The sequence below is a fragment of the Bacillus sp. 105MF genome (genome assembly GCF_000374885.1).
Taxonomy (GTDB): Bacteria; Bacillota; Bacilli; order Bacillales; family Bacillaceae_G; genus Bacillus_A; species Bacillus_A pseudomycoides.
Genome location: NZ_KB895572.1, coordinates 120,709 through 133,220, shown reverse-complemented (window position 1 = coordinate 133,220; position 12,512 = coordinate 120,709). Strand labels below are relative to the sequence as shown.

The following is a 12,512-nucleotide window of genomic DNA, read 5'->3' as shown; positions in this document are numbered from 1 at the left end:
ACTTCTAAGATAGGATTTCAACAGAGCGTTTCAAAAAATGTACAGCAATATAGTTTTGAAAACGGATTCAAAACTATATTGTACAGTTAGTTGTAAGGAGAGGGGAAACTATGGCAGAACAAACGGTTCGTGTAACCGTAGATGGAAAGGAATTTCTTTCATCTGGTGAAAAGACGATACTGCAATTATTTAACGAAAGTAATTTAGAGCACCCACAAATTTGTCACGTACCAGAGGTTGATCCAATTCAAACTTGTGATACATGTATTGTAGAAGTGGATGGAAAATTAATGCGTGCTTGTTCAACGAAATTAGAAAATGGTATGCATATCGAAAGACAATCAGCGCGCGCAAAAGAAGCACAAACGGAAGCGATGGATCGAATATTAGAGAATCATTTATTGTATTGTACAGTATGTGATAATAATAACGGGAACTGTAAAGTCCATAATACGGTACATATGATGGGAATTGAAGAGCAGAAATATCCATATGAACCGAAAGTTAGTGCAAAAGAAGTGGATATGACTCATCCATTTTATCGTTACGATCCCAATCAATGTATTGCTTGTGGACAATGTGTAGAAGTATGTCAAAATTTACAAGTAAACGAAACATTATCGATTGATTGGAGTTTAGATCGTCCGCGTGTTATTTGGGATAATGGGGTGAGTATTAACGATTCCTCTTGTGTTAGTTGCGGACAATGTGTAACAGTTTGCCCTTGTAACGCATTAATGGAAAAATCTATGCTTGGGGAAGCTGGATTCATGACTGGATTGAAACCCAATGTTTTAGACCCAATGATTGATTTTGTAAAGGATGTAGAACCTGGATATAGTAGTATTTTAGCAGTTTCAGAAGTTGAATCTGCAATGCGTGCAACGAAGATTAATAAGACGAAAACAGTTTGTACATTTTGCGGTGTAGGCTGTTCGTTTGAAGTGTGGACGAAGGATCGTCAAATTTTAAAAGTACAACCTGTATCAGACGCACCAGTAAACGGAATTTCTACATGTGTGAAAGGAAAGTTCGGATGGGACTTTGTAAACAGTGAAGACCGTATTACGAAGCCTTTGATTCGTCAAGGGGATATGTTCGTTGAAGCATCATGGGAAGAAGCATTAGAGGTTGTTGCGTCCAATATGCAACATATTAAATCGGAACATGGTAGTGATGCATTTGGCTTTATCTCTTCTTCAAAAGTAACAAATGAAGAAAACTATTTAATGCAAAAGTTAGCTCGTCAAATATATGGAACAAATAATGTGGATAACTGTTCTCGTTACTGTCAATCGCCAGCAACAGATGGTTTATTTAAAACTGTTGGTATGGGCGGTGACGCTGGGACAGTGAAAGATATTGCTGAGGCAGGACTAGTCATTGTTGTCGGCGCAAACCCGACAGAGGGACATCCAGTACTTGCAACACGTGTAAAACGTGCTCACAAATTGCATGAACAAAAACTAATTGTAGCGGACCTTCGCAAACATGAAATGGCAGAGCGTGCTGATCTGTTTGTTCATCCGCGCCAAGGAACTGACTATGTATGGCTTGCTGGTGTAACAAAATATATTATTGATCAAGATTGGCATGATAAAAAATTCTTAGATGAAAATGTGAAGAATTTTGATGAATATAGCAAGATGTTAGAAAAATATACACTTGATTATACGGAAAGTATTACAGGTATTTCTAAAGATACATTAAAAGAAATGGCTCGTATGGTATATGAAGCAGATGGTACTTGTATACTTTGGGGTATGGGTGTTACACAAAATACAGGAGGAAGTACAACATCTGCAGCGATTTCAAACTTACTTCTTGTAACAGGTAACTATCGTCGCCCGGGTGCAGGTGCATATCCACTCCGCGGACATAATAATGTACAAGGTGCTTGTGATATGGCAACATTACCAAACTGGCTTCCAGGTTATCAAGCGGTATCGGATGATGCAATGCGTGCGAAATTTGAAAAAGCATATGGAACTACGATTCCGAAAGAGCCAGGGCTAAATAACATTGCGATGCTACTTGCAGCAGAAGAAGGAAAATTGCGTGGTATGTATGTTATGGGAGAAGAAATGGCTTTAGTAGATTCAAATGCAAATCATGTACAGCATATTTTAGCAAATCTTGATTTCCTTGTTGTTCAAGATATGTTCTTATCAAAAACAGCGCGCTTTGCGGATGTTATTTTACCAGCAGCACCAAGTTTAGAAAAAGAGGGAACATTTACAAATACAGAGCGCCGTATTCAACGTTTATATGAAGTTATGAAACCGCTTGGCGATTCTAAACCAGACTGGTGGATTTTACAAAAAGTAGCACGTGTACTTGGTGGGGATTGGAATTATGAGAACCCAAGTGAAATTATGGATGAAATTGCATCACTTGCGCCGCTCTATTCACAAGCAACATATGATCGTTTAGAAGGATGGAACAGTTTATGCTGGGGAAGTCATGACGGTAGTGATACACCGTTATTATATGTCGATGGTTTTAATTTCCCTGATAAAAAAGCCCGTCTTTCACTAGATGAATGGGTGCCGCCAGTTGTAGCGCCAGAAGACTACGATTTATTATTAAATAATGGTCGTATGTTAGAACATTTCCATGAAGGAAATATGACAAATAAATCAGTGGGGATTCTATCCAAAATTTCTGAGGTGTTTGTTGAGATTTCACCTGAGCTTGCTACTGAGCGGAATGTGAAAGATGGTGGCCTTGTAGAACTGACATCACCGTTTGGGAAAATCAAAGTACAGGCACTTATTACAGATCGTGTGACTGGAAACGAGTTATATTTACCGATGCATGCGACAGTAAATGAAGAAGCGATTAATATTTTAACAGGAACAGCGACAGACCTATATACGTGTACACCGGCTTATAAACAAACGATGGTGAAAATGCGTGTACTACGTGAAAAAGGAAATCGTCCACTTCCTGCTTCAAACCCAAGAGATAAAAAGCGTCATCCGCAAAATGGTGTTGAAATTCAGCAGAAATGGCAGAGAAAGCAGTACGTATCACTTGTGGATCAGAACTAGGGGGCGAAGAACGTGGCAAAAGAAATTACATTGATTCAGAAAAAGGTCATTACAGAAGCAGAAAAGAAACAACAGTTATCAGATGAACTGCTAACCCAATTAGCTGAGAATCGTGAAGCGGTAGAAGAGACGATGCAATTGTTAGCACAGTTGCAACAAGCTGGCATATTAGATGCAGCAATTAGTTTGCTTGCTGCAAAAGAAGATGTTTCTAAAATTGCTGTTGAGCAATTAAATCGTGAACCGGTAAAAAATGCATTAAATAATATGATGGGGGCAGGAGAAGCGCTATCTTCTGTTGATCCAGAAGTAACAAAACAGGTGACATCGAGTTTAGTTACAGGATTACAATTTGCAACAGACGAATTAAAAAAGGGTAAGAAAACAAAGGTTATGGACTTCTTTAAAGTATTAAAAGACCCGGATATTAACAGAGCCATTACTTTTGGATTTAGCTTTTTAAAAGCATTTGGACAAGGATTAGAGAAAAAATAAGGTAAAATTTTAGTCAGTGGGGGTCTTACTGACCGTCAATAGTGTGGTGAAAATGAGAAAGAGTGATGGGGGTGTGCCTGTCACTCTTTTTGGGATGTATAAGAGTGTTCGTATTAAGCGGAATATATTATTATAAAAAAGATGGATTTGAAATAGAAATATGGAATCCATCTCAAATATAGTGTTAGAATTTGGAGGAATTTATGCTACACCGTAAAAGACTATCTATACCAGGAGTCATGAAACATTCCTTTCAAACAGTACAATTTGCTTTTTGGAATGTGTTGGCGTTTCAGCTTGTTTATAAACTATTAGCAGCCATTGTATTTATACCGTTATTCGGTATGATTTTTAATAAGTTGTTGTATTGGGGCGGCTATGCAAATGCGACAAACGATGAATTGTTAGCTTTTTTGAAAACTCCATATGGTATCGCAGCTATTTTCATTTTATCGATATTGGCACTTTTTCTCATTTTTACGGAATTTGCGGTACTTATCATTATTTCGTATTTTGCACATAAACGACAAAGGGTAAAATTGCGTCCGATTCTGTATAAAACGGTAACGTATTTACCTTCTCTTTTCACATATTGTTTACCAGGATTTATTTTGTATGCGGTAATCTTGTTACCTCTTTTAAGCGTCGGTTATAAATCTGCACTAATCCCTGAAATTCAAATTCCTAATTTTATTACAGGAGAATTGTTTAAAACGACAATGGGGCAAGTAGGGTATTATACCTTTTTTGCTGTAGTTGCGTATTTAAATTTGAGATGGATTTTTGTTTTTCCTATTATTGTTTTAGAAGAAAAACCATTTCGCACAGCTGCACGTAAGAGTGCAAAGTTGGTAAAAGAAAGCTTTTTTAAAGTCTTATTCTTTTTAGTCGGACTTTTTATTTCGATAGGGATTATGTTCGTTTTATTTATGGGTCTGTACTTATTACTTTTATGGTGTGTGTATGAATTTACGAATCCAAAAGGAACATTTGCTTTATTAGCGGAATCTACCCTATCTGTATTTTTGACGAGTACATTATATTTATTTAGTTTTATTGTAACGCCGTTTTATATTATGGCATTGACAAGACTTTATTTACAAAAGGTTCCAGTTGAAGATGTTTTATTAGAAGAAGGCTTAGATTATTCCAAAACAAAAGCAGATAAATGTTTTTTTAAAAAGCATCGTTTGAAGTTTATTGGTGTATATATTGTTGGTATTTTCACCGTGGGCGTGGTTGTTGCTTTTATTGTGACGTTTATTACGAATTCATATAAAGAACCCGTTATTATGGCGCATCGTGGATATGTTTCCAAAGGAGTAGAGAATACGAAAGAGGCCTTGCAAGGTGCGATTGATGCAAAAGCAGAGTATGCTGAAATTGATGTGTTGCAAACAAAAGATGGTGAATTGGCAGTGATACATGATTTGAACTTAAAGCGTCTTGCGAATGCCAATGTACAAGTATCGGATTTGACGATGGATGAGCTTCGAAAGCTTACTCTTCATCAAGATGGATTCACGGGAAGAATTAGTACACTTGATGAGATGATTAAGCTTGCGAAAAACAAGATAAAACTCAATATAGAAGTGAAATTGCACGGAAATGAAAAAGATTTTGTAAAGAAAGTATTGAAAACAATAAAGGAAAATGACTTTGAAAAACAATGTGTCATTCAAACATTGCATTATCCGCTCATTAAAGAATTTAAACGTGCAAATCCAAACATAAAGGTAGGATATATTTTATATGCAAGTAGAGCAAATTTAAAATACGTTCAAGCAGATTTTTATGTTGCAGAAGAATATATGTTAAATAAAAGCTTAGTAAAAGCAGCACGAAAGTTAAATAAGCCAATTTATGTATGGACTGTAAATGATATGGAAAGCTTTAAAAAATATTATAAGCTTAATGTCGATGGGATTGTTACAGACTACCCTGTGGATGCACAAGAAACCGTTAAAATGATGAAAGAGCAAGAAGAAAGTGAAACAGATGTGTTTGATAAGATTACAGAAACAACGGAAGATTTATTTTCAAAGTTATTCATAGGTTATCCAGCTGCCGGTTAAATATCGGTAGCTGTTTTTATTATATAAGTACAAATTGAAAAACCGACATAAAATCTAATTTTCAGGTGGGAGAGAGCATCCGGCCATGTATAGAAGCGGTCAGAGTCTTTTTTAGCCCCATGCCAAGAACAACCGAGTGTAAAGTCACCTTCTTCTCTTCATAGCAGTCATTTATATGTTGAAAAATTAAAATGGATTTATATAAAAAAGAATATACTTCTAAAATGTTACAGGGGATTTTAATTGCATATGTATGCGATTTGTATTGTTTTTTCACATTGTTATATTATTGTCAAATAATAAAATGTTAACGTTGGATTGCAAAGGTTATAATAAAAAGAGAGTGATAGATAAACGGAATATGAGAAATTCCCCTGAAAAATAAAGTTCTTTATATTTACACTATTCAAAATATAAAAACTTTTAAAATCTAGTATGTTAGCGTTTTCATAACTTTTAAGTTATGCTAGAATAAGGACATAAGTTATTAATTATTAAAAAAAGAAAAAAGAATTCCTTTTTTCTGTTAATTATAAGGGGGCATTTCATTATGCGTATTGGGGTACCAACAGAAATTAAAAACAACGAAAACCGTGTGGCAATGACACCAGCTGGTGTTGTACATTTAGTTCGTAACAATCACGAAGTATTCATTCAAAAGGGTGCAGGTATAGGATCTGGTTTTACAGATGCTGAGTACGTTGAAGCAGGTGCAAAAATCGTTGATACAGCTGAAGAAGCTTGGGACATGGATATGGTAATGAAAGTTAAGGAACCAATTGAAAGCGAATATAAGCACTTTAGCGAAGGTTTAATCTTATTCACATACTTACACTTAGCTCCAGAACCAGAATTAACAAAAGCATTAATTGAAAAGAAAGTTGTTTCAATCGCTTATGAAACAGTACAATTAGAAAACCGTTCTTTACCATTACTTGCACCTATGAGTGAAGTAGCTGGTCGTATGTCTGCACAAATTGGTGCACAATTCCTTGAGAAAAACAAAGGCGGCAAAGGTATCTTACTTGCAGGCGTTCCAGGAGTAAAACGTGGTAAAGTAACAATTATCGGTGGTGGACAAGCTGGTACAAATGCTGCTAAAATTGCAGTTGGACTAGGTGCGGATGTAACAATCATCGACTTAAGTGCAGAACGCCTTCGTCAATTAGATGACATTTTCGGTAACCAAGTGAAAACTCTAATGTCTAACCCTTACAACATCGCAGAAGCTGTAAAAGAGTCTGATCTTGTAATCGGTGCGGTATTAATTCCAGGTGCAAAAGCGCCAAAACTTGTAACAGAAGAAATGATTAAATCAATGGAACCAGGTTCTGTTGTAGTAGATATCGCAATTGACCAAGGTGGTATTTTCGAGACAACTGATCGTATTACAACTCATGATAACCCAACTTATGAAAAACACGGCGTTGTTCATTATGCAGTTGCAAACATGCCAGGTGCGGTTCCACGTACATCAACTCTTGCATTAACAAACGTAACAGTACCATACGCAGTACAAATTGCAAACAAAGGCTACAAAGAAGCTTGCCTAGGCAACTCTGCATTATTAAAAGGTATTAATACATTAGCTGGTTATGTAACATTCGAAGCAGTTGCAGAAGCTCACGGTGTAGAATACAAAGGTGCAAAAGAATTATTAGAAGCAGAAACTGTATCTTGCTAATTGAAGCATAATACAAATTAAAAATCGAACAATATTTAATACAACATGATAAGAGCTAAGAGAGAAGACCTCTTAGCTCTTCTTAGTCAAAGGGGGCATACATCGTGGCCAACCTATTTAAAAAGAAATCCGTTACGCAACTGTTAGGGGAAAGTCAAAGTAAAACTTTGACGAAAACACTAGGGGCATTTGACCTAACAATGCTAGGGATTGGTGCGATAATCGGTACAGGAGTTCTTGTATTAACTGGATTAGTGGCAGCAAGAGATGCTGGTCCAGCAGTTATTTTTTCATTTATGATTGCAGCAATTGTTTGTGGATTTGCAGCATTATGTTATGCGGAAGTTGCTTCGACACTTCCTGTTTCAGGTAGTGTATACACATATTCTTATGCAACAATTGGTGAGTTTGTAGCCCATTTAATGGGATGGACGTTACTATCTGTATATGTTGTAACAACAGCGGCCGTAGCTGGCGGATGGACAGGTTACTTCCATAACCTGATAAGTGGATTTGGATTGGAAATTCCAAAAGCGCTGTTAACGATTCCATCTCAAGGTGGTATTGTGAACTTGCCAGCAGTAATCATCACGCTCGTATTAACATGGTTGTTATCACGTGGTACGAAAGAGAGTAAGCGTGTAAATAACGCAATGGTATTAATTAAAATTGCTATTGTTGTCTTATTTATTGCAGTTGGTGTATTCTACGTAAAACCAGAAAACTGGGTACCATTTACACCGTACGGTTTAAGTGGAGTCTTTGCCGGAGGAGCAGCAGTATTCTTTGCTTTCCTAGGTTTTGATGCATTAGCAACTTCAGCAGAAGAAGTAAAAAATCCACAGCGTGACCTTCCAATTGGTATCATTGCTTCGTTAGTTATTTGTACGATCATTTATGTTGCAGTTTGTCTTGTTATGACTGGTATGGTTTCTTATAAAGAATTAGATGTACCAGAAGCAATGGCTTATGTACTAGAAGTTGTCGGACAAGATAAAGTAGCTGGTGTAATTGCTATTGGAGCTGTAATTGGTATTATGGCTGTAATTTTTGCTTATATTTACGCAACAACACGTGTATTCTTTGCAATGAGTCGTGACGGTTTATTGCCAGAATCTTTTGCGAAAATTAACAAGAAGACAGAAGCACCAACATTTTCAACTTGGTTAACAGGGATTGGTAGTGCTTTAATTGCTGGATTTATCGATTTAAAAGAATTGTCGAATTTAGCGAATATTGGAGCGTTATTAACATTTGCGATGGTTGGTGTATCTGTTATCATTCTTCGTAAAACACATCCGAATTTAAAGCGCGGATTTATGGTACCACTTGTACCAACTTTACCAATCATTTCAATCGCATGTTGTCTATTCTTAATGTTCAATCTACCATTAACAACATGGATGTACTTCGGTGCTTGGTTAGCAATTGGAGTAGTTGTATACTTTGTTTATTCGAAAAAACATAGTCATTTAAAAGAAGATACAAGTTCGCAAGATAGCTTAGAAAAAGCTAATTAAGGGGATATAATAAATTGTAAGCCTTGTGTGCCTAGGGAGCGCGCAAGGTTTTTTCTTTTGGTCAAAGGAGGAAAAAGTAGTATCTTGTAGAATTTATATGTTGAAATATTCAAAGGGGTGAAATGATGGTTGTAAAAGACGAATTAAAAATTGTTGTTGGTGCAGGAGAAATTAACAATAACCCAGGATGGTTACATACAAATGAAGATGAATTGAATTTATTAAAAAGAGAAGATTGGATAAAAAGGTTTGATAGTAACTCTTTAGAGGTAATTTTAGCGGAGCATGTATGGGAGCATTTATCATATGAGGAAGGTGTAGAAGCAGCGAAAGTGTGTTATGAATTTTTAAAGAACGGTGGTTATATTCGCTGTGCGGTTCCGGATAGCTTTTTCCCGGATGAAGAATATCAAGAAGGGGTACAAGTTGGGGGACCTGGACCACTAGATCATCCAGCGGCGAGCCATAAAATTGTTCACAATTATAAAACGATAATATCCATGTTTGAGAGCGCAGGATTTCAGGTGAAGCTTTTGGAGTATTGTGATGAGAGCGGAGAGTTTCATTATAATGATTGGGATGAAAAAGAAGGATTTATTTATCGGTCTAAACGCTTTGATCATAGAAATCAGGATGGAAAGTTAGGGTTTGTTTCTTTAATTGTTGATGCAGTGAAAGGTGAATAAATGAAGAAAAAAGGATGTACGAAAGGATAGAAACTTTCGTACATCCTTTTTGTATGAAGAATATAACGGATGTGGAAAATAAGTGATATGTTTTTAAATTTGAACAAAATGTTCGGAAAATTTGTTACGGATTTTATTGACACATATGAATGGACGCTCATATAATAAAAGCATAAGATATATGAATGGTTGTTCATATGTTCAAATGAAGAGGTGAGCTATAATGGCTGAAAATAAAGTAGAAACATGTCAAGAAGCATGTTCTCAAACAATTATCCATGGAGAAGTTGTTGATCAAGTGAAACAAACGATTCCAGCTGACGAAAGTTTAAGTAAAGTGGCAGAATTATTTAAAGTATTAGGTGACCGTACGCGTACCCGCATTTTACACGCATTATTTGAAGCAGAAATGTGCGTATGTGACTTAGCGTATTTACTCGGCATGACACAATCATCTATTTCTCATCAGTTGCGTGTTTTAAAGCAAGCAAAACTTGTGAAAAACCGTAAAGAAGGAAAGGTTGTGTATTATTCATTAGCTGACCATCACGTAATTCATATCTTTGAGCAAGCGTTTGAACACGTAAATGAGGAAGAATAGAAAATAAAAGCACAAGGAGGGAGAAAGATGGCAGAAGCACTAGTGAAACGAAAACTTGTGTTAGAAGGATTAGATTGTGCGAACTGTGCGATGAAAATTGAAAAAGGGGTCGGAGGATTAGAAGGTGTCTCCTCTTGTTCCGTGAACTTCGCAACTAAGACAATGACTTTAGAAACAGAACAAAATAAAGAAAATAATGTTGTTGCTGAAGCGAAACAGCTTGTTACGAAATTAGAACCGCACATTCAAGTAAAGGATGAACAGAAAACAAAAGTTGTAAAAGAAGTATTTGTATTAGAAGGGCTAGATTGTGCAAATTGTGCAATGAAGATTGAAACAAAGGTAAAAGAGATGCCTACGGTTTCAGCGGCCGCTGTTGACTTTGTATCGAAGAAATTAAAAATAGAAGTGGCAAATAAAAAAGAGCTTGAAACGACAGTACAAGATATTAAAAATATTGTTCATAAATTAGAGCCAGATGTAAAAGTTGTCCGTGAAGAAAAAACAGGTCATGATCATGGACATAGTCACGATCACGGTGAAGGAAATGTGAAGAAAATGCTATGGCGCTTAGCGATTGGTGGTGTTTTAACAGGAGTCGCTGCACTTGCAGGATTACCACAAATGATAATAATTCCACTTTTCGTTATCGCATATTTACTCATTGGTGGAGATATTGTTTGGCGAGCTGTGAGAAACATAACACGCGGGCAAGTATTTGATGAAAACTTTCTAATGGCAATCGCTACACTTGGAGCATTTGCAATCGGGCAATATCCAGAGGCTGTCGCAGTTATGCTGTTTTATCAAGTAGGTGAGTTATTCCAGAGTATTGCGGTGAATCGTTCTCGAAAATCGATTACTTCATTAATGGATATTCGTCCTGATTATGCAAACGTTAAAGTTGGCAATGAAACAAAACAAGTCTCACCGGAAGATGTACAAATTGGGGATTATATCATTGTTAAACCAGGTGAGAAAGTACCATTAGATGGGAAAGTAGTTGAAGGAACATCAATGGTAGATACTTCAGCATTAACAGGTGAATCTGTACCGCGTGAAGTAGAAGTTGGGAAAGATGTATTAAGTGGTTTTGTGAACCAAAATGGTGTGTTAACAATTGAAGTAACAAAAGAATTTGGTGAATCAACTGTATCGAAAATTTTAGATTTAGTACAAAACGCAAGTAGCCGAAAAGCACCAACAGAAAACTTTATTACGAAATTTGCGCGTTACTATACTCCGGTCGTAGTTATTACGGCAGCGGCATTAGCGTTTATTCCACCTCTTATTTTAGAAGGGGCTACATTCTCTGATTGGATTTATCGTGCATTAGTGTTTCTTGTTATTTCTTGTCCATGTGCATTAGTGGTATCTATTCCACTTGGATTCTTTGGCGGTATTGGTGGAGCCTCTAAAAACGGTATTTTAATCAAAGGAAGTAACTATTTAGAAGCACTGAATGATGTGAAACATATCGTCTTTGACAAAACAGGAACATTAACAAAAGGTGTATTCAAGGTAACAAAGATGGAGCCAAATGGAGCAACTACAAAAGAAGAACTCCTTGAATATGCTGCATTTGCGGAAGTTTATTCAAATCATCCAATTGCACAATCTATTCGAAGTGCATATGGAAAATCAATTGATGAAAATATGATTGAGGATTATAGTGAAATTTCCGGTCATGGTACAGTTGTAAAAGTACAAGGTAAAGAAATTTTTGCGGGCAATGCAAAATTAATGAAAAAAGAAAATATTACATTTGAACAGCCGCAAACAGTGGGCACGCTTGTTCACGTTGCTGTAGACGGTGCATACGCTGGTTATATTGTCATCTCAGATGAAGTAAAGGAGGACTCAAAACAAGCAATTCAAAAGTTGAAAGAACTTGGTATTAAGAAAACGGTAATGTTAACAGGTGATGCGAAATTAGTTGGAGAAGCTGTTGGTAAGGAGCTTGGCTTAGATGAGGTTCACGCTGAATTATTGCCACAACAAAAAGTAGAAGAAATTGAAAAAATTGATAGTGCAAAACAAGCAAAAGAAAAAGTTGCGTTCGTTGGTGATGGTATTAATGATACACCAGTATTAGCGAGAGCAGACGTCGGGATTGCGATGGGTGGATTAGGATCTGATGCAGCAATCGAGGCGGCGGATATTGTAATCATGACAGATGAACCTTCTAAAATCGCAACGGCTGTCAAAATTGCCAAACGTACACGGAACATTGTATGGCAAAATATTATCTTTGCACTTGGTGTGAAAGGACTGGTCTTATTACTTGGTGCATTTGGAATTGCAACAATGTGGGAAGCTGTTTTCTCAGATGTGGGCGTTACGCTACTTGCTGTATTGAATGCGATGCGTGTGCTTAGAGTGAAAGATTTGTAAAATA

General features: G+C 36.5%; 8 protein-coding genes. All 8 read left to right on the top strand.

The features are described 5' to 3' along the window. Window positions 1–110: 110 nt before the first annotated feature. The 8 genes from fdhF (at window position 111) to C564_RS0112800 (ending at window position 12,508) form a co-directional block, all read left to right on the top strand. Window positions 111–3,053: a formate dehydrogenase subunit alpha gene (fdhF, locus tag C564_RS0112835; protein ID WP_003194950.1), complete on the top strand. Its 2,943-nt coding sequence runs from the start codon at window positions 111–113 to the stop codon at window positions 3,051–3,053. Between the two features lie 12 nt (window positions 3,054–3,065). After that, window positions 3,066–3,548, top strand: coding sequence for a DUF1641 domain-containing protein (locus tag C564_RS0112830; RefSeq protein ID WP_003194949.1), 483 nt, complete (start codon window positions 3,066–3,068; stop codon window positions 3,546–3,548). Window positions 3,549–3,751: 203 nt separating this feature from the next. Continuing rightward, window positions 3,752–5,623 (top strand): glycerophosphoryl diester phosphodiesterase membrane domain-containing protein, encoded by a 1,872-nt coding sequence (locus C564_RS0112825; RefSeq protein WP_018765588.1) that lies wholly within the window; start codon window positions 3,752–3,754, stop codon window positions 5,621–5,623. Window positions 5,624–6,173: 550 nt separating this feature from the next. Further along, complete coding sequence (gene ald, locus C564_RS0112820) at window positions 6,174–7,307, top strand: alanine dehydrogenase (protein ID WP_018765587.1); 1,134 nt, start codon at window positions 6,174–6,176, stop codon at window positions 7,305–7,307. Between the two features lie 104 nt (window positions 7,308–7,411). Further along, a complete protein-coding gene (locus tag C564_RS0112815) occupies window positions 7,412–8,827 on the top strand; it encodes an amino acid permease (protein WP_018765586.1) in 1,416 nt (471 codons plus the stop codon). Between the two features lie 122 nt (window positions 8,828–8,949). After that, on the top strand, window positions 8,950–9,513 hold the full coding sequence (locus C564_RS0112810; protein ID WP_003205860.1) for a class I SAM-dependent methyltransferase: 564 nt from the start codon (window positions 8,950–8,952) through the stop codon (window positions 9,511–9,513). Between the two features lie 223 nt (window positions 9,514–9,736). Continuing rightward, on the top strand, window positions 9,737–10,114 hold the full coding sequence (locus tag C564_RS0112805) for an ArsR/SmtB family transcription factor (RefSeq protein ID WP_003195140.1): 378 nt from the start codon (window positions 9,737–9,739) through the stop codon (window positions 10,112–10,114). Between the two features lie 27 nt (window positions 10,115–10,141). Further along, window positions 10,142–12,508 carry a heavy metal translocating P-type ATPase gene (locus C564_RS0112800; RefSeq protein WP_006093495.1) on the top strand — a complete coding sequence of 789 codons (2,367 nt, stop codon included), beginning with the start codon at window positions 10,142–10,144 and terminating at the stop codon, window positions 12,506–12,508. The last annotated feature ends 4 nt before the right edge of the window (window positions 12,509–12,512 follow it).

Excerpts from the sequence above, each read along its gene's own strand:
- fdhF (WP_003194950.1), top strand. The coding sequence starts at position 111 with ATGGCAGAACAAACGGTTCGTGTAACCGTAGATGGAAAGGAATTTCTT.
- C564_RS0112825 (WP_018765588.1), top strand. The coding sequence starts at position 3,752 with ATGCTACACCGTAAAAGACTATCTATACCAGGAGTCATGAAACATTCC.
- ald (WP_018765587.1), top strand. The coding sequence starts at position 6,174 with ATGCGTATTGGGGTACCAACAGAAATTAAAAACAACGAAAACCGTGTG.
- C564_RS0112810 (WP_003205860.1), top strand. The coding sequence starts at position 8,950 with ATGATGGTTGTAAAAGACGAATTAAAAATTGTTGTTGGTGCAGGAGAA.
- C564_RS0112805 (WP_003195140.1), top strand. The coding sequence starts at position 9,737 with ATGGCTGAAAATAAAGTAGAAACATGTCAAGAAGCATGTTCTCAAACA.
- C564_RS0112800 (WP_006093495.1), top strand. The coding sequence starts at position 10,142 with ATGGCAGAAGCACTAGTGAAACGAAAACTTGTGTTAGAAGGATTAGAT.